The organism is Anaerobacillus sp. (assembly GCF_046314235.1).
Classification (GTDB): Bacteria; Bacillota; Bacilli; order Bacillales; family Anaerobacillaceae; genus Anaerobacillus.
Genome location: NZ_JBKBWN010000008.1, coordinates 109312 through 131233, shown reverse-complemented (window position 1 = coordinate 131233; position 21922 = coordinate 109312). Strand labels below are relative to the sequence as shown.

Annotated in this window: 19 protein-coding genes; 5 read left to right on the top strand and 14 right to left on the bottom strand. The window is 35.7% G+C overall.

The window, feature by feature from the left end; translation table 11 throughout:
• The first annotated feature begins 122 nt into the window (after positions 1–122).
• Positions 123–833, top strand: coding sequence for a Crp/Fnr family transcriptional regulator (locus ACK4M9_RS12990; RefSeq protein WP_409851181.1), 711 nt, complete (start codon positions 123–125; stop codon positions 831–833).
• 292 nt (positions 834–1125) lie between these two features.
• Here ACK4M9_RS12990 and yidC read toward each other — a convergent pair whose 3' ends face one another.
• The 3 genes from yidC to ACK4M9_RS12975 form a co-directional block, all read right to left on the bottom strand.
• Positions 1126–1932 carry a membrane protein insertase YidC gene (yidC, locus tag ACK4M9_RS12985; RefSeq protein ID WP_409851179.1) on the bottom strand — a complete coding sequence of 269 codons (807 nt, stop codon included), beginning with the start codon at positions 1930–1932 and terminating at the stop codon, positions 1126–1128.
• Positions 1895–2233, bottom strand: a complete 339-nt coding sequence (locus ACK4M9_RS12980) for a hypothetical protein (protein ID WP_409851176.1) — start codon at positions 2231–2233, stop codon at positions 1895–1897. Before ACK4M9_RS12980 ends, yidC begins: the two co-directional genes overlap by 38 nt.
• A 78-nt stretch (positions 2234–2311) precedes the next feature.
• On the bottom strand, positions 2312–2599 hold the full coding sequence (locus ACK4M9_RS12975; protein WP_409851173.1) for a hypothetical protein: 288 nt from the start codon (positions 2597–2599) through the stop codon (positions 2312–2314).
• Between the two features lie 219 nt (positions 2600–2818).
• Here ACK4M9_RS12975 and ACK4M9_RS12970 point away from each other — a divergent pair, with 219 nt between their 5' ends.
• From ACK4M9_RS12970 to ald, 3 genes are all read left to right on the top strand, one after another.
• Positions 2819–3049, top strand: coding sequence for a thioredoxin family protein (locus ACK4M9_RS12970; protein WP_409851170.1), 231 nt, complete (start codon positions 2819–2821; stop codon positions 3047–3049).
• Between the two features lie 91 nt (positions 3050–3140).
• Positions 3141–3353 (top strand): KTSC domain-containing protein, encoded by a 213-nt coding sequence (locus tag ACK4M9_RS12965; RefSeq protein ID WP_409851167.1) that lies wholly within the window; start codon positions 3141–3143, stop codon positions 3351–3353.
• 371 nt (positions 3354–3724) lie between these two features.
• A complete protein-coding gene (ald, locus tag ACK4M9_RS12960; protein WP_409851165.1) occupies positions 3725–4849 on the top strand; it encodes an alanine dehydrogenase in 1125 nt (374 codons plus the stop codon).
• A gap of 80 nt (positions 4850–4929) precedes the next feature.
• Here the strand turns inward: ald and ACK4M9_RS12955 are convergent, their stop codons facing one another.
• From ACK4M9_RS12955 to ACK4M9_RS12915, 9 genes are all read right to left on the bottom strand, one after another.
• Positions 4930–6411 carry a methyl-accepting chemotaxis protein gene (locus tag ACK4M9_RS12955; protein ID WP_409851163.1) on the bottom strand — a complete coding sequence of 494 codons (1482 nt, stop codon included), beginning with the start codon at positions 6409–6411 and terminating at the stop codon, positions 4930–4932.
• A gap of 318 nt (positions 6412–6729) precedes the next feature.
• Positions 6730–7542 carry an HAD family hydrolase gene (locus tag ACK4M9_RS12950; RefSeq protein WP_409851160.1) on the bottom strand — a complete coding sequence of 271 codons (813 nt, stop codon included), beginning with the start codon at positions 7540–7542 and terminating at the stop codon, positions 6730–6732.
• A 346-nt stretch (positions 7543–7888) separates the two neighbouring features.
• Positions 7889–8038: a YrzI family small protein gene (locus ACK4M9_RS12945; RefSeq protein WP_409851157.1), complete on the bottom strand. Its 150-nt coding sequence runs from the start codon at positions 8036–8038 to the stop codon at positions 7889–7891.
• Between the two features lie 127 nt (positions 8039–8165).
• Positions 8166–8318, bottom strand: coding sequence for a YrzI family small protein (locus ACK4M9_RS12940; protein ID WP_409851154.1), 153 nt, complete (start codon positions 8316–8318; stop codon positions 8166–8168).
• A gap of 508 nt (positions 8319–8826) precedes the next feature.
• Complete coding sequence (locus tag ACK4M9_RS12935; protein WP_409851151.1) at positions 8827–12267, bottom strand: UvrD-helicase domain-containing protein; 3441 nt, start codon at positions 12265–12267, stop codon at positions 8827–8829.
• Positions 12264–15209 carry a PD-(D/E)XK nuclease family protein gene (locus ACK4M9_RS12930; RefSeq protein WP_409851148.1) on the bottom strand — a complete coding sequence of 982 codons (2946 nt, stop codon included), beginning with the start codon at positions 15207–15209 and terminating at the stop codon, positions 12264–12266. Before ACK4M9_RS12930 ends, ACK4M9_RS12935 begins: the two co-directional genes overlap by 4 nt.
• 260 nt (positions 15210–15469) lie before the next feature.
• A complete protein-coding gene (locus tag ACK4M9_RS12925) occupies positions 15470–16426 on the bottom strand; it encodes a metal-dependent hydrolase (RefSeq protein ID WP_409851146.1) in 957 nt (318 codons plus the stop codon).
• Between the two features lie 16 nt (positions 16427–16442).
• The gene (locus tag ACK4M9_RS12920) at positions 16443–17582 is read right to left on the bottom strand and encodes an MGDG synthase family glycosyltransferase (RefSeq protein ID WP_409851144.1); all 1140 of its coding nucleotides are present in this window, start codon (positions 17580–17582) and stop codon (positions 16443–16445) included.
• Positions 17583–17610: 28 nt separating this feature from the next.
• Positions 17611–18753 (bottom strand): glycosyltransferase family 4 protein, encoded by a 1143-nt coding sequence (locus ACK4M9_RS12915; protein WP_409851141.1) that lies wholly within the window; start codon positions 18751–18753, stop codon positions 17611–17613.
• Between the two features lie 195 nt (positions 18754–18948).
• On the opposite strand from ACK4M9_RS12915, the gene ACK4M9_RS12910 reads away from it, so the two are divergent.
• Positions 18949–19479: a phosphatase PAP2 family protein gene (locus tag ACK4M9_RS12910; RefSeq protein WP_409851138.1), complete on the top strand. Its 531-nt coding sequence runs from the start codon at positions 18949–18951 to the stop codon at positions 19477–19479.
• Between the two features lie 141 nt (positions 19480–19620).
• Here ACK4M9_RS12910 and ACK4M9_RS12905 read toward each other — a convergent pair whose 3' ends face one another.
• Both ACK4M9_RS12905 and ACK4M9_RS12900 read right to left on the bottom strand, forming a co-directional pair.
• Positions 19621–20976, bottom strand: a complete 1356-nt coding sequence (locus tag ACK4M9_RS12905) for a UDP-glucose dehydrogenase family protein (RefSeq protein WP_409851136.1) — start codon at positions 20974–20976, stop codon at positions 19621–19623.
• A 114-nt stretch (positions 20977–21090) separates the two neighbouring features.
• Complete coding sequence (locus ACK4M9_RS12900; RefSeq protein WP_409851134.1) at positions 21091–21912, bottom strand: alpha/beta fold hydrolase; 822 nt, start codon at positions 21910–21912, stop codon at positions 21091–21093.
• Positions 21913–21922: the final 10 nt, after the last annotated feature.

Below are 21922 nucleotides of genomic sequence, written 5' to 3'. Positions count from 1 at the left end.
ATAATTGAGAATTACACAAATTGAAAATTCCCATTTTATCCACATCCTTTTTAACTTCTCTATGCTATTTTTATAGTAATTAAACTTTGAACGGCATTGCTAGTATGTTAGGAGGCTATTTCATGGATGGTGAAAAATTGGAAAGAGCAACATTTCTTGGAGAATTAACTCAAGAAGAATGTGAATTTCTTTTAGCGCAAGGAACAGAAATTTCCGTAAAGAAAGGAACTCCTCTGTTTTTAGAAGGGGATTTAGATACTCATATTTACTTAATCAAAAGTGGTAAAGTGCGACTTAGTAAGACAAATGTAGAGGGGAAAATATTATTTTTTCAACTAAAACAGAAGGATGATTTCGTAGGTGAGCTAAGTTTATTCAATAACCTCAAAGCTAGTTGCAATGCCTATGTAATAAGCGATGCACGATTAATTCGCTATGAGCGTGTAGTTCTTGAGGACATCTGTCGCCAAAATGGGGCCTTTTCTCTTGCATTTATGCGTTGGTTTTCAAAGCACAGTAATTCTCTCCTTGCCCAATTTCGCGATCTAATTTTTTGTGGAAAGAAAGGTGCACTATTTTCAATTTTAATCCGTTTAAGCAATGCTCATGGCAAAAAGGTCGATGACGGTATCTTAATAGATAAAAAACTAACGAACCAAGAATTAGCACATTATGTAGGGGCTACAAGAGAAAGCATTAGTAGACTTCTTAAAAGTTTAATTAACGAAGGCATTATTTCAATTAACGCTAAATATATCACTGTTCATAACATTGAATTTTTACAAGCTCAACTTCGTTGTGACCATTGTCCTTATGAGGAGTGTACAATATAGCTTTATACATTGAACAGATTTCACCGCGGAATTTGTTCTTTTCTTTTTTCTAGCAAGGTTACAATGACGTTTGTCTCTTAGTATTTCCTTACTAACGAATTCATTAACCCGCCACTTAATTTTCTAACGAAAATTTGAAGTGGGGGGTCTGATCAAAAAATGATAAAGTGGCTGTCCTATATATATCAGAGCACCTCGAAGCCATACTACTATAGATAGAATCTGTACAAAATCTATTTATAGATGCGAGGTGACTAATACTTTGCATTTTGGACAGCCACTTTTGATTTTATTAACTTATAACTGTTTCAGGTTTAACCTGGTTGCGATCTTGATTTAATAGGTAGGTTTGCCCTATTCCAAATATTCCACCGACTACCCAATAAAGAGACAGCGCGGATGGAAAATTTAACGCAAAAATCAATATCATAATTGGCATAATATTGTTTAAAATTGCTAATTGGTTATTAGCAGTTGTTTGCGTTGCCGCGGATACTTTTAATTGAATATATGTCATCAGCGCAGCTAAAATTGGTAAAATGTAAAAAGGATCAGGTGCACCTAAATTAAACCATAAAAAAGAATGTCTAGCTATCTCCTCAGTACGACTGATTGCGTAGTAAAAGGCTAGTAAAATCGGCATTTGTATTAACACCGGCAAACACCCACTGCCAATACTACCAAGTGGGTTTACACCTTCTACTTGGTATAACTTCATCATTTCTTCTTGAAGTTTTTTTTGCGTTTTTTCATCTTTAGCTGAATATTTTACTTGTAGTTCGTTTAATTTCGGTTGCATATCACGTAATGCTTTCATCCCTTTTGATTGCTTAATCATTAACGGGAGTAGCATTAAGCGAATAAAAATGGTTACAGCGATGATTGAAAGTCCAAAATTATGACCAAATAAAACAGCAGTTTTTAATAACAACCATGAAAAAGGATAAACAAGATAGTGATTAAAAAAACCTGGACTCTCCGACGTTATTGGTGAAACCTCAACTCCACAACCTGTTAAAGCAAAAATAGAAACAACGATTACAAAGAATACTACAACTTTTTTACGTATAACTGATGTGAGCAAATGATGAATTCCCATTAAAAATGTCCTCCTCTAAATTAAAAAAATAGTTACTTTTTGAGAAGGAAGAAGGTTGATCTTCATCTAAGGAATTACTTCCTAGTTCTTTTGTCGGTATTTTCCGAAACGCAGTGTGAAGTCTTTCAGTAAAAAAACTAACAGGGATGTCTTCTTTGATTACGCTTGTGGCTGATTTGTCTTTTCTATTTTGAGATTTTATAGATGGCATTACATTACATCGGATGATATATGCCATTAACAATAACATTGAAAGTATTAATGAAAGCCAAATAAGTGAAAGATCAAAAGGGAATTCCACCAGTGCTCACCTCCTTAATTGATAAATTTTGATTTCTACTACATAGTGGTCTTCTTTTATTAATTTCACGACTTAAACCTAACGAAAGGTCGCTACGTAAAAGAATGATATCATAAATATACTGCAAATTCCTAATAAAAATAAACTCGTATTTATCCACGTTAGATTTTTTTCTGTTTTACCACTATAAACAGCAACAATCATGTATACAACAAGTGCAATCAACATTAGAAGTATAGCATCAATTATAGGGCCAAAAACACTTAATTCAATGTTCGCTTTTCGATAAATATCAATATTCAGGAAAAGAGCTGCAAGCCAAGCTAAAAACAAAAAAGTCGCAATATATACAGACACACGTTTCATGGTCAATCCTCCCTTTAATATATTGTTGTTTCGTCTATTTTTTCCAACAAATTCAGTTAAATACAATAAACATCTATGAATGTCGTTGGTAACAAAAAATTGATAGTTTGACAATTTTGAAAATAAGTCTTTCTTTTTCACAAGTTTGTCAGAAAAAACTAATCCAACGAACTTCACTTCATAATAAACTACTTATAAGAACACATTGGAGGGGTGTATATGCAAATTAAGCTTCTAGTAACATCTTGTATTAATAGTAAGCTTTTTGAAAAAAGAGTAGTTGAAGCGGTCGAAGCGAAGGGAATTTATGCAAGTATCGAAAAAATTGACTCCCTACCAGACATAATGAAATACGGCGTAGTTTATACCCCTGCACTTGTTGTCGATGGAAAAGTCGTTTCAAGTGGGAAGATTTTAAGTAAAGAAGAAATAGCACGATTAATCCATTAATTTTATAAGTACCGCTACCCGAAAAAGATGTTTTATCCAATAATTATAGGGAATACTACCATAAAATATCTATGTTTAGGGAGATGAGCTAATGGAAACTACAAATTTTAATTCGCGTGACATTCAATCCTCAACGTACGACGACATAACCCATTCACTTTATATTCGTTTTACTAATGGTAACTATTATGTTTATTATGATGTAATGCCCATTGATTATGTAGGCTTTCTTTCTACAGAGGATCGGAATAAATTTGTTCATGATCGACTTGACGTTAAATATGATAAGCGCAAGCTCCATTAAAAACATAATATTAAGATATGTACCTAACTTCGAACTATTGATAAATCAAAAACCACAATCGTACGGTGATTGAACGTCAATTTTTTGCAAATTATAGGTACATTTTTTTTCGTCCCAGTTTTTTAATGCTTCTCTTATTTGGAACTGGATAACTGCCAAGCAAAAGAAGTCGGCCGTTGTTTCATTCAGGGCTTAGAGCGGAAAATCTTAAATGTCTTGTAAACAAATTACAACATTCGTATTAGGGAAAACTGATCAATATTTCCAAATGAATAAAATTTACCTTTTTTAATAGAAATTAATTGATTATCCTTAGGTAATCAAACTATACTAAAAAGGAGAAAAACTCTAAACTATAGGGGGATTTACAAATGATTATAGGTATTCCTAAAGAGATAAAAAATAATGAAAACCGCGTAGCTATAACACCAGCAGGGGTTATTTCCTTTGTTAACACTGGTCATAGTGTTTTAATTGAAGCGAACGCCGGAATTGGAAGCGGTTTCACAGACGAAGCTTACATAGAAGCTGGGGCACAAATTCTAGAGAATGCTTCAGATGTTTGGGCAAAGTCGGAAATGATTATGAAGGTTAAAGAACCACTACCTTCTGAATATGACTATTTCCGTGAAGGACTAATATTATTTACATACTTACACTTAGCTGCTGAGCTTGAGTTAGCACGTGCATTAACAAGTAAAGGTGTTATCGCTATCGCTTATGAAACAGTTGAAATTAATCGTACATTGCCGTTGTTAACGCCGATGAGCGAAGTTGCTGGACGAATGGCTTCTCAGATAGGTGCACAATTTTTAGAAAAACCAAAGGGTGGTAAAGGAATTTTACTTGCAGGAGTCCCAGGAGTAAAACGCGGAAAAGTAACCGTAATTGGCGGTGGTGTCGTTGGCACGAATGCTGCTAAAATTGCGATTGGACTTGGTGCAGACGTAACAATCATTGATTTAAGCCCTGAACGATTACGATATCTTGACGATATTTTTGGAAATACAATTAATACATTAATGTCAAATCCATTAAATATCGCTGAAGCTGTTCGTGAATCTGATCTTGTTATTGGTGCGGTTCTTATTCCAGGTGCCAAAGCACCTAAGCTTGTTTCAGAAGATATGATTAAAGCTATGTCACCTGGCTCTGTAATTGTAGACGTAGCTATCGACCAAGGTGGAATTTTTGAAACAGTTGATCGTATTACTACTCATAGTGAACCTACCTATGAAAAACATGGCGTCGTTCATTATGCAGTTGCTAATATGCCTGGTGCTGTTCCTCGTACATCGACAATTGCGCTGACGAATGTAACAATTCCATACGCACTACAAATCGCTAATAAAGGTGTTTATACTGCAGTTTCGGAAAACAAAGCATTAGAGCTTGGCGTTAACGTAGCGAACGGTTCAATTACCTATGAAGTGGTAGCTAGAGATTTAGGCTATGATTACGTTCCTGTTCAAGAAGCACTTCACATTAGAATATAATTTGCCGATATTATTTATCAAAACAAAAGAAGACCTTTTAATGGGTCTTCTTTTATTTTGGTAGCAATGAGCTTTTTAACTTAACTTGTTTTGTCGACTAAACTTTGTAGTTGTCTTGTTAATCCATCTAACTCCTCAAATGAGTTCATAATTTCTTCAATACGATGATGTTGCTCTTTCACATGAGCTAAAATTTCTTCTGTTTGTGCGCTCGATTCCTGAGTGACAGAAGAAACCGCGGTGATTTCTTCACCGATTGCTACAGATACTTCTTCAAGCCTCGTTAACATCTTTTGTACATTTTCTGACTCTTTGGCGACCTCCGATGTATTTGCTAGAATTACTTCAAAATTATTTTTTGTCTTCTCAGTAGCTAAAATACTAGCTGAAACCGTTTGTTCCCCTGCGACTATTTGTTTTGTAACTTGTGAAGTTTTTTCTTGAATATCAGTTAAAATTTCGCTTATTTTAATTGTCGAAGATTGAGAACCCTCTGCTAATTTACGAACTTCCGCAGCGACAACAGCAAAACCTTTGCCGTGTTCTCCGGCTCTAGCAGCTTCAATCGCGGCATTTAACGCTAAAAGATTCGTTTGGTTCGATATCTCACTGATCGATGAAAGAATTGCTCCAATTTGGTTCGTTTGGTTATTTAACTCTTTCATAAGTTGACTGGCCGCAGTTATTACTTCGTTCACCTCTGACATATGTGAAGTGAGCTGGCTAACATGGTGATTACCTTCATTGGTAATATCTCTTGTTTTGTTTGAGAGATTGCCCATTTGTTTAGAAATACTAGAAACGTTTGTGACAACTTCGCTTGTGTTATTCACTGATTCATTTATTTCTACAATACTCACTGCTTGCGCTTCAACACCTTTTGTTACTTCAACGAAAGCTGTTGTAATATCATCAGAAGTTTTAGCGGAAGCGACGATATTCCCTTTTAATGTCTCACTAAAATTTGATATCACTTTAACTGAGCGGTTTACTTCTGTTAATAGTTGATCCACTCTCTGTTTACCTTGCTTCATCTCTTCATGCTGTTTGTCCATTTGTTTTTGCATCTTCTCACCAATACGAGCCTGAGTGATTAGAACACTTGTGATGATTATATACATGACGTTCATTGATAGAAAAGTTCTGCCATCAATACCGATGAACATTTTATCCCCAAAAGTCATAAAAAAGTAGTTTGAAAGAATTAATCCAGAAACAGCAGCTGCAGCAATAGAACGATAATTATGATAAAGAGTCATAAAAGCTACAGCTACATAGATCATAAAATAATTTGATAGTTTTGGAGAGGTCGAGACCATCACAAAAATAAGGACACTGAAACAAACTACGACTACATATTGAACATACTGGACTGATAGTTTCTTATACGTCATAAAAGTGATTATACCAACCGCTAGTATCCCGGCAATACTGTATGCAATAATACCATTTGTTGGCACTTTTGATAAGAAGTTACTAGCTAGGCCAAGAAGAAACGCAAACCATAATAATTTTGTCAGCAACTTATTGCGATCTTGTATTACTTTTAGATGTTCATCCATAGATTTCTGCTCCTTAAACTAAGAAATTTTAGTTAACTGTTGTATGTATTATTTTTCTAATTCCTTAATTTAAAGTTAACATAAAATTCAAAAATAAAACATATATTATTTACAAATATATGAAAAATTCAACAACTTTCTACAAGTTTCTCTCCGTTTCATCAAACCATGCCGCCGGTAAGTCGCTGGATTACCTCTCTCTTCGCTGTAAAACTCTAACGAATTTTAGAGGCTCGTTCAAGGAAATCCACCGACTTCTTTTATAAATTTGTTTTGCTATCTTGATAAATACTATATTTAGATAGTTTCCGTATTAGATTAAAAGCACTCTCCTAAACTTCTGACAACCTTTAACTGTTTATGTGTAAGTTGGTTTTCTAGTGGGTCAATATAAATACCGTTCATCCCCATTAATAATGCTGGGGCTATTTCATTAATGAAATTATCTCCAACAGAAACCACTTCTTTTGGATCTACTTCGTATTGTTCAACTAGATGCTTAAATAGTTCTTCTGTTTTAGAAGGCTTTTTAGCAGAAGTAATGATATGTTCAAAAACTCCGTCTAAGTTTAGTTCCTTAAGTAAACGTCCAACATCATCAATATCACTATTTGTCACAAGAACGATTTTTTTTGTTGCTTTTAATTTCAATAAGCCTTCTCTTACACCTTTAATTGGCTCCAATCGAAATTGCTCTGTAACCATATATTCCTTTGTCTCTACATAGCGATCATGACAATTTTGGACTCCGTAATGCTTTGCTGCTACAAACGGTAGCCACCACCCATCGCCAATTGCAATCATTTTTTCAAAGTCGAAAGACAAATGTTCACTATACACCTCTAAAGACTGCTCGTCGGGCCATACTTCACCATGCCATGTTTCTACTTTTACAACTTTTAAAGTAAATGGATCTAAAGTTAATACGGTATCACGTATAACATCATATGCCTTCCCTATTTTGATCGGGTGATTACCGCTTTTCATCATTTCGTAATCTCGAAGAAATGCTTGTTTATTTTCTATAGCTACATCTAATAGAAGACGTTTTGCATAATAATCAAAATGATCAGTTCCTTCGTATAAAGTTCCATCTAAGTCAAAAATAAACAACTTTCCTTCTTTAAACATGAGCTCCATTATGTATTGCACTTCCTTTCTATATGTACTAAATAGCTTAGTATATATTATCTTAGAAAACAAATGATTAGAGAGTGATCACTTATATTCTTACCCTGGATAAACAAGTATTGCCGCAAACGTCTTGCTCTAGTATCTTCATTGAAAAGTCGCTTGAGCTCTCTCTTCGCTAGAAAACTCTAATGAATTTTAGAGGCTCGTTCAAGGAAATCCAGCGATTTCTTTTAGAAAGCTGTTTAAAATCTTTTGGATAATAGTAAATTATTACTGCTCAAAAACTATTTCATGCAAAAAGAGGCTACAAATTTGTCAGCCTCTTTAGTCATTTATAAGTCATTTATATATATTGTTTAATTGTCATCATCTGTTGTTTATTGTTCTCGAAAAGCTTTTCATTGAGTTGTGCTTGATAGGCACGTTCAAAATCAGCCTTCGAAAATTGACGCTTTGAAATGGTAATTGTTATAAAGAAAAGATTAAACACCATACAAAGACCCCTCCCTTCCTTTAAACATAGTTAGGTTAAGCCTTTCACCTTTTTGTACCAAGCTAAAACCGGAAAACATATCATCATTGACATTAGAAAAACCTCCTTTTAAAAGTTAGTGTAAAAATTATAAAAACATTATTTGTTGATCAATATGCTTTGTTTTTACAGCATCTAAATGTGACTCTACTTGTTCAATCTGGTACGCTTTAGAAATTTCTTCATTTGAAAATTTCCGTTTTGAAATAGTTACTGTAAAAAAGAATAAATTTAATAACATATACTCACCTCCTCACAAAAATTAATAATATATGAATGATCAGTCGCAATTATGCTTAGTTTTTTTGACTGAATATTCCTGTTTTCTCCAACTTAGTTTATCCATAAATTTACCAGTGTAAAACAGCCGATAGGCCAGATTTCTTTCCGCCTTAAGGCTGATTGTTACAAATACACATGAAAAAGCCACAAGAGAAACCTCCTGTGGCAGTAAATGACAATAATCATCCTACTAAAAAGTCTAAATTTCTAGTCAATAATTGGTCGACTAAAAGAAGTTTACTCTTCGTAGTACACAAAGAAAGCCACAGGATTGTACGGTCCTGTGGCTTAAATATACTCAAAAATGGATAGTTAGAGACTATTTATGCTTCAGATACCGAACGAAAATTATTTAATTTATTAACCTTGATTACATAGCCTTGCATCATTTCGTTCAGCTCCTTTTCCATAAATTTATCTTACATAGGAAATTATATCCAATAACAGATTAATTGTAAACATAATTTTTACTTTTTAGGCATTATTTTCTCGTATTCGTTTTTGCCAGCCTTTGCTTGCTTTAATGAAGTCATATCCTTAATTACCTCTATCAATTGTGTCTCTGCTTCTTGATGATAGTCAATTGTTCGAAAGCCGTCTGCTCCACCTCTCATAAAATATAAGGAGAGCTGACTAACTTTTTGCTTATATTCTTTTTCAAACGCCATTTTATATAGATAAAGCTGCGGAGTATAGTAGCTTATTAGTTGCTCATAATTCTGACTTTTGTTCGTTTTTAAATCAATCAGATGATAAAGACCATCCTTTTTAACAATTTTATCAATCTCACCAATTACTTGAACTCCTTCTATTTCAACGCTAAACGGCCATTCATTTGCAACTGTTCTACCGAGATTCAACTTTTCTAATACACGGTAGTTATTTATGAGTTCTTCCAGTGCCTTTTCATAACGCCCTTTCTCAAGCTCATCTTCAACCATTGCTAATGCTTCTTCTTTCGCGTCATCATAATCATATCCGTAATCAAGTAGCTCACAGGCACGATGAACAGCGGTTCCTAGAGTTGCACCAGAAAGTTGCTCATCGGAACGACCAATCTCAAGCTTATTAGATTTTTCTTCAAGCCAGTGGTCTTCGACTTTCACTATATATTTGTAGTAGTAGTTCAAAGGATCATTAATAAATGCCATGATTTCCGATACAGAGAAACTCTCGCTTGTTAACTCCCTTTCGATGAGCATAGCTGGCTCATATGGAACTCCGGTGTCTTCCCATTTTTGAAATTCTGGAACCTGTGGGATTTCCTGAATGTATGTTTGAATATGACCATTCTTTTCAATTGCTTGTAGCAGCATATCATACCAAGAATGACTCGTAGTCTTTTCAAGAGTTGATAAAACTAAATAATCTTTTGCTCGCGTAACAGCAACATAAAAAAGTCGTTTTGCTTCTTCGATTGCTTGATCCTTCGATCTTGTTTTAATCGCTTTAAAGGATGGCGATGACTTTTCCGCTGGAGTTTTTAACTGGTCTATTTCTTTTTTGTATTGGACTGCTAGGCGAACATCTTTATCAAAACGAATCGTTCCTGAATCTCCTTTTGGTCCTTTTGCCAAGTCTGGTAAAAAGACAATCGGAAATTCCAATCCTTTTGAAGCATGAACTGTCATAATGTGAACCATATTCCCTTCAGCAAGCTCTACTTCTGCTTCTCCTTCTTTTTCCGACAAAACGGCTAGCTGTTTTACTTGTTTCAGTAACTCGTCTAAAGAAGAAGTTTGAAACTCAGCCAATACATCGATTAGCTTTTCTACATTTCTTATTAACTGAATGTTATTTCTCTGTAATAGAAGCATCGCCTTTAAACCAGAAGTCAAGAGAAGATCTTCTAGATAATCTTTCATAGCTACTTGAGGTGTGTAAGGAACCCAATTCTCATAAAACTGTTTTAGTTTGGTTAAGGAACGCTTTAGCTCTTCATTAATACTCTGATCATTGGCAAAAATTCCTTCATAAATGTAAGAAGCTAAACTCGTCTCTTCTTCTAAACATTCATCAATCGTTAAAAAACCTTCTACAGAAACACCAAATAACGGGCTTCTAAGGAGAGAGAGAATGTAAAGTGGTTCCCATGGTCGATTGATCCACTCAAGAAGAGTAAGCATGTCCCTTACCTCCTGTTTCTCATAAAAACCAATGCCACCATAAACGACATAGGGAACTCCTTTGTCCTTTAAAGCTTTCTCTAATTTCGCTAACTTTGTTCGAGCCTGAATAAGAATAGCAAAATCACGCCACTCTGGTGCACGCCACGTATCCTTGTCTGAGACGATTTTGGGCTTTTCCTCGATTAAGCCAAGCATTCGGTTTGTGATAACTTCGTATTCAGTGAAAAGGCCTTCTTTTTCTTCTTCCAAATCTTCTGTTTCTTCACCAACTGGAACGGTAATTAGTTCAACGCGACGCTTTCGTTCTTCTTCACCATTACGATGGCTGTTTATCGTTGTGTAGTTAATTTTATAAGAGCGGTCTGAGACGGTTTCTTCACCACCCATAATCTCCCCAAAAGCCTGATTGACGAATTCAATAATGCTGTCGCAAGTTCGATAGTTAGTGCTCATGTTAATAAAATCACTCTTAGAGTCTTGTTTAGAATACTCAACAAGCTCCTTCATTAAGCTAACATCCGCACCTCTAAAGCGATATATGGATTGCTTCCCATCACCTACAACGAATTGGAAAGCAGGTTGAATAAATCTTAACATATTCATTTGTAATTGATTTGTATCTTGAAACTCGTCGATCATCATATGCTTAAATTTTTGTCGACAAGCTACTTGGACAGCTTCGTTTTCTAACAAAGCAATTGCCCTTTGTTGTAAGTCTGAGAAGTCAAGGGCAGCCCGCTCACGCTTTCTAGTATCATATTTTTCATGGAAGACCGCAAGCATATGGGCAAAAAGCTTAATAATCTCTTTTATCTCTTCAATCTCTTCTTCCGTTGGCCCTTTAAAATTTTTCCACGTTTCTTTTAACGGTTTGAAAAATTGTTCATACAGCTCATATAAAGGGGGATTTTTCTCTTTCCAACTGCTAACAATCCTTTTAGGCATAGCCTCTACTAGTTCAATATATAATCCTTCTGGATTTTCAAATGATGAAGTGCCAACTGTCGCAAAGTGGTTAACGATACTTTTCTGAACTTTTTCCTCTTCATCGAACTCCATAACAAATGATTTGGCATTCTCATAAAATTGCTCTAGCACCGCTTTACGAGCTGATTCAATTGTTGCTAATTGTATAGCAATAATTTCCTCGCAATTAAAAAAGGATTCAAGCGAAGATACTGATGTAATGATTTCCTTCATTTGACTGTAAACGGCTTTGATCGCTTCTTTTAGCTGGTTACGAGTATAATAATTGTATAGTGGTCGCCAAACTTGATGATACTCAGGAGACTCATACATTACTTCAAAAATATCAATCTGAATTAACTTGGACTGAACATCATCAAGGACAGTAAAGTTTGGGGTTACATCTGCTTCGAAAGCATATTCATGTAATAGCTTGTGACAGAAACTATGAAACGTTGTAATTAGAGCACCATCTAATGCTTCTTTTTGTTCCTGCCAGAACTCACGAGCCTTTTGCTGCTCAGCTTGTGGATAAGCCTTTTCAACAGTTAGACGCTTTGCTTCGATCCGTCCCCTGATACGATCCTTCATTTCACGAGCGGCTTTTTCCGTAAATGTGATTGCGACAATTTCTTCAACTGCTGCACCAATAGGGGAACAAGAATTACCTAATCTTTCTTGGAGCTTTTGTTCACAAAGGTGAACGTAACGCTCTGTCAAAACACGAGTTTTTCCTGATCCAGCTCCAGCTGAAATGACAACTAACGGTTTTTCACTAAAGATCGCTGTTTCTTGCTCTGGATTAAACTTCATTTCCATTCCCCCTCACCTGCTTCAATTTGATCTTGAGTAACGCGACAAACAGGTTTGTATAAGCAACTACTAATACACTTTAAAGGTTTTACTGAAAAGTCATGACTACTCCCTTCCCAAAGCTCACTTAACCGTTTCTTTAACTCATATTTCGCTAAGAAAGTTTCAGATTCAAGGGTTTCTTCTTTTGTCGCTCTAAAATTAACAGAAAATGGACTGTTTTTCTCGAAGTGTTCTTCACGCCAAACACTATTTCCAGCTCGTTTCACTGGATCTCTTAAGGAGATATACGAAGCACCGTGGGCGGTTATTTTCCCAGGTAAACTTTCGAATGAACTTGATAAATCTATTTCGTAATGACCATTTGCTAAGCGATTTTCCATCGCTACTAAATATAAAGGGAGCTGAAGCTTTAAGCCTGGACGAACTTCTCTATCAAAATTTAGCGACGCTAGTCCTGACTTATAGTCATAGATAACAAAACCTTGTTCATCAATATCAATGCGGTCAATTTTCCCTGTTAACGTGATCGTCGTTTCGTCATTAATTAATAAATCAAGCTCAATAGCCTCTTCTAAGCGGAAGAGATGCATCGTTTGAAGCTGCTTATTTTCCCAGAAATGCTTCTTTTCAGCGAGCCACCATTTACGGAGCTTTTTCTGCCATTCTTCTTTTTCAATTGAAAGCTGTAACTTTGAAAAATCGAGATGCCTAGACTCGACAACGGTCCATTCTTCTTCAAAAATATCCATTAATGTTGTTTCAGCTATTTCCGACATATCCGCAGTGAAAGTAGAGAAAGGCTGTCCAACTAAGTTCATCTGTTTATAAAACTTTTCAATAATCGTATGGAGCATCGATCCTGTGTCACGAAAGTCAATCGTTGCTCGCTTTTCCAGCGGTTCTTTTATATTTAAAATTCGCTCTAGAGCAAATTTAAAAGGACACATCGCATAGCTTTCAAGCATTGTTACTGATAATTTATCTTTTCGTAATTTCTGCTTCCACTCGAGGGAAACTTTCTCGTTGCCCTCCTCTAATTGTGCTAGCTTAGTCACCATCGTCTCGAGCTCGATCGGCAGTTCAGATACTTGTTTGCCTATTCCAACGTGATAAGCCATCTTTTCGACACGATCTTCTTTTGTAAGGCTTTCTGCCTTTGCAAAACGAGCTGCTGAACTATACTTTCGTTCTTCAGTTTGACTTTTCCAAGGTTCTAAGAAGCCTGAAGGTAGCAGTGGATTATGCGGATCAACACCAACTACGTAAGAAAACGAAAGCGAATTCGATACTAGAAATAACTGTCGAAAGAAAGCATCATCTTTTTTTCGAAATAATTTACTAGATGGGGCTGCAAACGGAACTGGGAGCTTCCGTAAATCACTTTCTTGAAAATACCCACCTAACTTATGTCCCTTTGGAAAAGTCCCTTCATTCATACCTAAAATGTATAGATCTGTCCCTTTAAATAAAGCAATGTCACGGAATGTATATAGCTGAATTCCATGTTTAGGGGTACGTTCTACATAGATAGCGCCCTTTTCAAGCCCCTCGCTTAACCACTCGACAAAAATATGGTAGTGAACTTGTAACTCTTTAAGACCTTGACTAGCTAACATGTCCAGCTTTTTTGTTAGGTGATCAATGATATACTCTAGCACCTTCCATTCATTGCGAATTTGTTGTAGTTTTTTTGTGCTAGATTCAGAAAGAAGTTGCATTTTCCACGTTTTCGTAAGCCGGCTACTTTCTAGTAAATTCTTTACATCCTTTATGTAAGAATATAAGCTCGCTTTTTTAGGTATGGTTTTGCGAAAAGCAACGTATACATCAGTCTCTTCTTTCATTTCTTCGTCTAAAAATCCCGTTTCTACGTAGGCTTTCTTCTTGGTCATATAATCGAAGCTTGTAAAAAATTGCAGCCTTAACAAAGAATCAATAAGGTCAAGGCTGTCCCAACGACTCGTAAATCTACCATTATGCTTTAAGATTGATTGATGAATGAATTGAAAAAGGAGCGAAGTTTTTAGTTCCTTCTTTTGCGGCCGCTTAATTGGGATATTTTGCAGCTTAGCTAGCTTCACAAACTTCTCAAGATAACTTCTTTCATCAGCAAGTAACACTCCTACTTTTGAAAGTGGAACTACTTCACTTTTTTCAGCAATTTCCTGAAGTATTCCGTAAATTTCTTCCTCCATTGTTGTAGCTGAGCTTACTTTAATGTCAGGTTCAGTTTGTTTTATTGGAAACTCAGCTTCAATTATTTCAAAACCGATCGTGCGAAGCTGAGCTTTCGTCTCCTCAATAATTTCAGCACCTTCAATAAAAGGTAAATAAATCGTGATATCAACGCCTAATGAGACGAAATAGTTAATAACCATATATTGCAGGGTACTAAAGTCCAAATAGCCATCAATGACGATTCCACCAAGATTTATATTATCAAGATGTTCCAATGAGACCGCTTGATGTATGCGATTTTCCGGATCCAGCAAACGTTGTTTTTCGACCCACTCAGTTTCATATTCAATAAAGACATCACTCATCTGCTTGAATTGTGGTGGTAAGTCGTTAATCGTCAATCCGATTCGTTTTAGTTGCCCATACGTCTCTGCATATGCTTTGGCTTTATGGCGCAGTTCTTCGGGGGTTTCTAGAAACCGACTTTTATCTCTTGTTATTAGCTCTTGAAAAAACAGAGTTCGCTCACTTTCAGATACAGGAAAAAAATTAATATTCGCCTTCTTTAAAATTAAATCTGCTAAATCATCGAAGGTTTTAAAAGCGATACCAACCTTTTGCTTACGAGCTTCTTGAAGATATTTATTTGAAGGCAAAATGTAATAAATCGGATTACCAATGTTTTTCTGTTTTTCAAAACTTTCCGTAAGCCGCGCAACATTTGCCACTTCAGTAATTGGTGAGGTCCTAACAACTAGCATTGTCTCACTCCTTATTTATTTAAATAAGTAATATTATACCGGTAATTTCCAATTGATTAAAGACTTGTTAAATATAGAATATATGTTCTTATCCATTTTAGCATTATTTGTGGAATTATCTCAATATGAACTTAAGTCTAATGAAAAAAGCTGACCATATACTAAGTGTCGCTCACCTCATTGACTAAACTTAGATGATTAATAACATCTATGCTTTGACAACCACGAGTGAGCAGGCACTTATAGGTCAGCTGCTACGTTTATATTTTCTCTGGAACTGTTATTAAGCCACGTTTCACGTAACTTCTTATCAAATTTAATTGCTGATCCAAATAAATAATTGCCACAAAAGGTTCGTCAATTCTTGACTGGTAGCGGAGATCAAACCAATGGACTTCATAACCATCCTTGATTTTGACTATTTTTGCATGTAAATATGGTGAATATTGAAGTAAATGATGGACGAAATGATTTTGCTTAGCCGCTTTAATGATTTGGTTTTCGTCGCTTGTTTTTTCGATTCTCTTTAACCAGGTGATTGTATCTTTCTCATACTTTCCAAGCCTGTAGTTTTCTTCACAACTAGCAATAACCGTCCAGGAGTTCATTGAGAAAGTAGGGATTAGCGTGTATGTCTCGCCATCTTTACTGTTTTGTTTTAAAGCAAATAATATGTTTCTAGCTTTGAGTATTCGAAGAAGAACATAACAACTAATCAACAGATAAATAAAGGCAAATGTAAGAGCTTGCGGAAAACCAATGCCCCAGGCTATGAAACCAATAATATGGAGGATCATAATCGTAGGATCAAAAATTGGCAAGACATTTAGTGCAAGCCACTTTTTCGTAAACGGTCGTAATGCTTGTGTCCCATAGATATTACATATATCAACTATGACGTGTAAGAAAACAGCAACTAAGCTCCAAGTAAAAAACGTGAAGAAATAGGAACCACTATAAAACAGCGTCATGATTGTTGCGATAATAGTAGCAAGAAGCATGATGACTGGTAACGAATGGCTCAGCCCACGATGATGTTGAACATAAGTTTCATTTCCTTTTAATTTATACAAGCAATCAATGTCTGGTGCATTCGAACCTATAATCGTACATGCTAAAATTCCCATTGTTAGTTCAGGGTTGCCAGCAACCGTAGGATCAAAAAATGACAGCCCTGCTAACCCAATACCGATTGTAACATGTGTCGTTGTGTCCATTTTGCTATTCCTCCTATTATCCTTTTAACCTCTGATAGGTGAACCGCCTCTGTTCATAGTCTCCTAATATATCATTTGCAACGGTTCTCGTTGCATTTGGAAAGTGCAGGTTTGCTAAGGAACGCTTCATTTTATTTAACTTTGCTTCATCACGAACAAGTTGTTTTGTTTGCAAGGCTAATTGCTCAACTTTTTCATTCCAAACTGCGGCTCCTTCGTTATGGAAGAAGCGAGCATTTTCACTTTCTTGTCCTGGTGTCGCTTTAGGTAAAAGAATAGGGGTGTTAGTTGCCATTGCCTCTGATAAAATAATTCCGCCTGGTTTTGTAATGACGCAGTTAGCTACTTTGAGTAATTTAGCCATCTCAGTTACATACCCAAGAACTTTGACGTTTCGATTGTTCGAATATGTTTCCCGTAAATTTTTATATAAATCTTCGTTTTTACCGCAGACAATGATTAGTTGTAATAAAGGATCTCCCTCAAGTAAATGACATATTTCTTTCATTTCTTTTGAAACCCCATACGCGCCAGCAACAATTAGAACAGTCTTCAGTGAAGGCCGAAGCTGATACTTTTGATACACGTCTTGGATGTTCATTTGCTTTTCGAAGTCATTATGAATAGGCATACCTGATAAAATAATATTTCTATTGTGAATGCCTAATTGCTGTAAATCAGATTGTAGCTTCGCTGAGGCAACATAATATTTATCAATGCTAGGATGGACCCAAGAGTGATGCAAGCAATAATCCGTAATGACATTATAAGTTGGAATGGCCGAATTCGTTTTCTTTCGATGAAACGGTACCGCAAATGAAGGGAATGTATTAATGATCAAATCTGGTTGCTCTTCCTCAACAATCTTGCAAAGTTTAGAGTAGCCATATGAGAGAATATTAATGTTCTTTCGCTTTGAAATTTCCTTACTACTATAGTAAAAAAGTCGATAAATCTGTCTACCACTTTTTGTATAGCTTTTCAAATAGATCTTTTTTGTCCATTCATGGATTAATGGACTAGTTTCGTAAAATAGATCCTTCATTATTACTGTCGTATCACTGTGAGATATAAATTCCTCTTTTAGTGAATGAGCAACTTGAAGGTGACCATTCCCGTAATTGGCTGTTAAGATTAATATTTTTGGCCCGCTCATATTGCAAACTCTCCTTTTAAAAGTTACTTTAAGCAGTAATTTGCTTTCTTTTTTGTAATACATCTGAGAAACTACCAACTAGCTGTGTAAAAATTTTCTCCCATGATTGGGACAACGCAAATTGGCGGGCATTTCTTCCAAAATGTCTTCGTAAATGGAGATCTTCTAAAAGGATCGTGCTCTTTTCAACAAACTCCTGTACATTTTTCGATTCACATAAAAATCCGTTTTCCGTATCACAAATCAAGTGTTGAACTCCACCAGCTTTTGCTCCTATTACTGGTAGACCTGAACTTTGAGCTTCCAAAACGACATTTCCAAACGTCTCCGTTGAGGAAGGGAATAGAAAAATATCACTAGAAGCATATACCAAAGCAAGTTCTTCTCCTTCCATAAATCCTGCCCAAGTAATTTGTGGATCCGCTTTTTCTGATAGTTGTTTGAGAAGTGGCCCATCACCAACAATAAATAAATGGGTATCGCGTTTCGTTTTCTCAGGTAAACGATGAAATGTGTCTAGAACAACTTGAATATCTTTTTCAGGAGCAATTCGACCAACATAAAGTAGGATTTTTCTTTCTTTTATCTTAAATCTATCCCGAATTGTATTTGTGCGTTTGATTGGGGAGAAAAACGTATGATTGACCCCTCTTCCCCAAACATCAATATCATGATGAACGTCTTGACTGAGTAGCTTTTGTTTCGTACTTAAGGACGGAACAAAAACCCTGTCAAAAGAACGGTGAAACCAAGTCATGTATTTCCAGATCCAATTTTTGAGAAAAGTGAGGTGATAATACTGTAAGTAATCATCAAAATGAGTATGGTAGGAAGCTACCATCGGTATGTTGTGTTTTTTTCCATAATGGAGACCGTATAGACCTAGATTAAAAGGGGTTGCAACATGAATGAGGGTTGGCTTAAAATCTTCTAACGCTTGTTTAACTTCTAAGGGGTTTGGAAGGGCAATTCGGCATTCTGGATATAAAAGAAACGGAATACTCGTAAAACGTTTTACTTGCGGCACAGCTGGAACCGGAGAACTACTATCAGGGACAAATAACTTATATTCAATCCCATTTCGCTCTAAAAAATTGGTATACCTCTTTAACGTGCGGGCAACCCCATTGATCTCCGGGGTGTAAGTATCAGAAAAAATCGCAATACGCATCTCAACCACTCCCATTCATTCGTTGATCACTTCTTATTCTCAATTTAACAAAAGATTATGAAAACAGTGTTGAGCTCATATTAAGTTTTCTAAAAAAAACTCAACAAAACGATAACGTTAGCTTAACAATTTCAGATTATGATAAAAGAAGTGAGAGAGCGCTGCTTTGAGGTAAATACGTTAGGGGGAATTGTCATGAACCGCATTGTAACGTGGATAACAACGAGTGACACACATGTATTTCATTATGTTAACCAACAGTTAAGGTGTAAACTATTCGATTTTCTTCTGCCGAGAATGACCCACATGGGTGGGGCAACGTTTACGATTAGTAGTTTGTTACTAGTGATGATCATCGCTAATCCTATTGGTCGATCTTGGGCGACTCAGGCACTACTTTCTCTTGTCTTAAGCCATATCGTTGTTCATTTCATTAAGAAAGCCTATTGTAGGCAACGCCCTTACACAAAGTTAGCTAATGTCAACTTGTCATCAAATCCACTTAAGGATTATTCATTTCCATCTGGGCATACTACAGCTGCTTTCGCTATTGCCGTCGCATTTTCGCTACACTCTTTATTATTAGCGATGTTTCTTTTACCTGTTGCTATCCTTATAGGTATATCTCGTATGTATCTTGGTTTACATTATCCGACGGATTGTCTAATTGGGGCATTACTGGGGACTATTAGTTCAATTATTGTAGTTTACGTTACTAATATTTAATTTTTTGAAAGACGTAAAAGAAACCAAAGCATTGGGTCACTTCGATGCTTTGGTTTTCTTTTATGTCTATGAACTATTTTTCTTAGTTATTATCCAAACAGCTACGTTTTTTAGCCGAACTAATTGATTTACTAGCTAAATTTAATCCATTTTTCCCAAAACACCATCTTCAATATCCAAGTTGATTTTTTGAGTTAAGGGTACAACTGATGGCCTTCCTATTGAATGGTACTCAACGTTGGCACGCTCAGCTTCAGGAAGAGAGTAGCAATTTCTTCCATCAAATATCATTGGGTTACTCATTAATGCTTTATATTGGTGTAAATTAAAATTCTTAATTTCTTCCCACTCCGTTAAAATTAGAACTGCATCAGCATCAGTTAAAGCAGTGCTAATACTTTTCGTATAAACGATTTCACCAGGCAAATATTTCTTTGCCTCGCAAATTGCGACTGGGTCATAAGCAATCACAGTTGCACCACTACTAATTAACTCTCTAATGACAACAAGTGAGGCTGCCTCTCTTATGTCGTCAGTCTTAGGCTTAAAGCTAAGGCCTAATACAGCAATATTTTTATGAATAAGAGAAGGTATCCGTTTCTTTAGTTTTTCTACTAAAATAAGTTGTTGTTTATTATTTACTTCAATAACCGATTTTAATAATTGGAACTGATGTTGAAGATTGCCAGCTAGTTGAACTAGGGCATTCGTATCTTTAGGAAAACATGAACCTCCATAGCCAATTCCCGCTTGTAAAAATTGATTTCCTATCCGCTTATCAAGTCCCATCCCGTAAGAAACTGCTTCTACGTTCGCACCAGTTTTTTCACACAAATTAGCAATCTCATTTATAAAACTGATTTTAGTAGCTAAAAAAGCATTTGAAGCATACTTAATCATTTCTGCACTACGAATATCAGTTTTATAGATTGGAATGCCAAATGGTTTATATATGTTTGCAACCATCGTAGCAACTTCATCACTTTCAGCCCCAATCACGATGCGATCACCATGGAATGTATCAAACAATGCAGAACCTTCACGAAGAAACTCAGGATTAGAAACGATTTCAAAAGGAATTTTTGAGTGCTGCTTAATAATCGTTTTTATTTCTTCATTTGTTCCAACTGGAACAGTACTTTTCGTGACGATAATTTGTAACCTCTTCATAAACTTAGCAATATCAATAGCTACTTGTTTTATATCATTCAAATTTGCAGTGCCATCTGCATTTTGAGGGGTACCAACTGCAATATACACCACTTCTGCATCTTCGTATGCATATATAGGATTTGTTGTAAAAAAAAGTTTTTTATTAATGATATTTTTATTTAAAAGTTCTTCTAAGCCGGGTTCGAAGATAGGGCATTGACCATTCTTTAACATTTTAATCTTTGATTCATTTACATCGATACATATAACATCGTGACCAATCTCGGCTAATGCTACTCCCGTTATTAAACCGACATACCCTGTTCCTACTACTGTAATCTTCATCTAAAAACCTCCAACTTTATTAATATAAGATGGGCTACCTCCCGAAAAATTAGTTCCTATCTATCACTAATTTTACCAAGAGAATATTAAGCCAGAGTAAAGATTACCTAAAGATCAATTATACATTTTTGTGTAAGTTAAAATTTGCTCAAATACTTCATTTGGGCGTTCTTCGGTTATTAAGTGTCCAGTTTTCTTGTATGTGACAAGTTGGGAGTTTGATAAATCGCTTACTAACTTCTTTCCCACATAGACTGGTACAACTGTATCCTCTTTCCCCCAAATTAGTAAGGTAGGTAAATTAATCATTTTTAGTTGTTCACTCGTTAGATCACCTTCACGGTATCTTAATAAACTAATTAGTGAGGTATAGAAAGCTTTTTCTTGTAGGGGCTTACCAAATTCTTCGATATGTTTATCTGTAATTAACGATTTATCATAAAAAACATTTTGTAAATAAGCCTCTACTTCTTTCTTCTTAACAAATCGTTCAACGAAATATTGAAAGAAAGGTAAATACGAACAACAGACCAACGCTCTTTTCGCTTTTTTCAAGTAACCGGAACTGCATAATAGAATTAATTTACTTACTTTCTCTGGAATTGCTTTTGCCGTATACAGTGCTATTTGTCCTCCCATTGAATGTCCAACGATAAAGACACGATCAAGGTTGAAATGATCGATACACTCCGCTATTAACTGGGCGTAGTTTTTAAAGGAATATTGAAAAGAAGTTGATTTTTCACTTCGCCCAAACCCTGGTAAATCAATGGCGATAACCGAAAAATGCTTTTCTAATAGTGGGTAGAGGCGGTTAAACGTGTATGAAGACGACGCAAACCCGTGGATTAAGAATAGTGGTGGTTTTTCACTTAACGAGTATTTACAATATATATTCACATTCGCAACCTCGATCAATTCTTCAAAGTAAGGCACAATATTCAAC

Excerpts from the sequence above, each read along its gene's own strand:
- ACK4M9_RS12990 (WP_409851181.1), top strand. The coding sequence starts at position 123 with ATGGATGGTGAAAAATTGGAAAGAGCAACATTTCTTGGAGAATTAACT.
- yidC (WP_409851179.1), bottom strand. The coding sequence starts at position 1,932 with ATGGGAATTCATCATTTGCTCACATCAGTTATACGTAAAAAAGTTGTA.
- ACK4M9_RS12975 (WP_409851173.1), bottom strand. The coding sequence starts at position 2,599 with ATGAAACGTGTGTCTGTATATATTGCGACTTTTTTGTTTTTAGCTTGG.
- ACK4M9_RS12970 (WP_409851170.1), top strand. The coding sequence starts at position 2,819 with ATGCAAATTAAGCTTCTAGTAACATCTTGTATTAATAGTAAGCTTTTT.
- ACK4M9_RS12965 (WP_409851167.1), top strand. The coding sequence starts at position 3,141 with ATGGAAACTACAAATTTTAATTCGCGTGACATTCAATCCTCAACGTAC.
- ald (WP_409851165.1), top strand. The coding sequence starts at position 3,725 with ATGATTATAGGTATTCCTAAAGAGATAAAAAATAATGAAAACCGCGTA.
- ACK4M9_RS12955 (WP_409851163.1), bottom strand. The coding sequence starts at position 6,411 with ATGGATGAACATCTAAAAGTAATACAAGATCGCAATAAGTTGCTGACA.
- ACK4M9_RS12950 (WP_409851160.1), bottom strand. The coding sequence starts at position 7,542 with ATGTTTAAAGAAGGAAAGTTGTTTATTTTTGACTTAGATGGAACTTTA.
- ACK4M9_RS12945 (WP_409851157.1), bottom strand. The coding sequence starts at position 8,038 with ATGGTGTTTAATCTTTTCTTTATAACAATTACCATTTCAAAGCGTCAA.
- ACK4M9_RS12940 (WP_409851154.1), bottom strand. The coding sequence starts at position 8,318 with ATGTTATTAAATTTATTCTTTTTTACAGTAACTATTTCAAAACGGAAA.
- ACK4M9_RS12935 (WP_409851151.1), bottom strand. The coding sequence starts at position 12,267 with ATGAAGTTTAATCCAGAGCAAGAAACAGCGATCTTTAGTGAAAAACCG.
- ACK4M9_RS12930 (WP_409851148.1), bottom strand. The coding sequence starts at position 15,209 with ATGCTAGTTGTTAGGACCTCACCAATTACTGAAGTGGCAAATGTTGCG.
- ACK4M9_RS12925 (WP_409851146.1), bottom strand. The coding sequence starts at position 16,426 with ATGGACACAACGACACATGTTACAATCGGTATTGGGTTAGCAGGGCTG.
- ACK4M9_RS12920 (WP_409851144.1), bottom strand. The coding sequence starts at position 17,582 with ATGAGCGGGCCAAAAATATTAATCTTAACAGCCAATTACGGGAATGGT.
- ACK4M9_RS12915 (WP_409851141.1), bottom strand. The coding sequence starts at position 18,753 with ATGCGTATTGCGATTTTTTCTGATACTTACACCCCGGAGATCAATGGG.
- ACK4M9_RS12910 (WP_409851138.1), top strand. The coding sequence starts at position 18,949 with ATGAACCGCATTGTAACGTGGATAACAACGAGTGACACACATGTATTT.
- ACK4M9_RS12905 (WP_409851136.1), bottom strand. The coding sequence starts at position 20,976 with ATGAAGATTACAGTAGTAGGAACAGGGTATGTCGGTTTAATAACGGGA.